This is a genomic window from Polaromonas sp. P1_G2 (assembly GCF_056405515.1).
In genome coordinates this window covers 1-393 of the sequence record NZ_JBFUBY010001486.1, presented here as the reverse complement: position 1 = coordinate 393, position 393 = coordinate 1, and the positions used below count along the sequence as shown (strand labels likewise).

Annotated in this window: 1 protein-coding gene; it reads left to right on the top strand. The window is 58.8% G+C overall.

The window, feature by feature from the left end:
• Positions 1 to 21 precede the first annotated feature (21 nt).
• On the top strand, positions 22 to 393 hold a 372-nt coding region (locus AC1D0P_RS31205), incomplete at its 3' end, for a TetR/AcrR family transcriptional regulator (RefSeq protein ID WP_477680267.1).

The following is a 393-nucleotide window of genomic DNA, read 5'->3' as shown; positions in this document are numbered from 1 at the left end:
GCCCTTCGCAACGAGGATGCCGTGCTGGAAGCTGCAAAGGTGGTATTCAAAACCTCCGGGGTCGATGCACCAGTCAGGGAGATCGCGTCCAAAGCAGGCGTTGGGGTTGGCACACTTTACCGACGTTTCCCAAATCGATCTGACTTGGTGGCAGCAGTGTTTCGCCGGGAAGTTGACAGCTGTGCCGCGCAAGCTGCCTTGCTGGCGTCCGCGCATTCCCCTGACCAGGCACTCATCGCCTGGCTGAAGCACTACACGGATTTCATAAGCACCAAACGGGGTCTCGCAGCCGCATTGCATTCAGGCGATCCGGCTTTCGATGCCCTGCCTGGCTATTTCAGGTCGAGTTTTGAACCGGCTCTCAAAACGCTGCTTAACGCGGCGGCGGAAGCC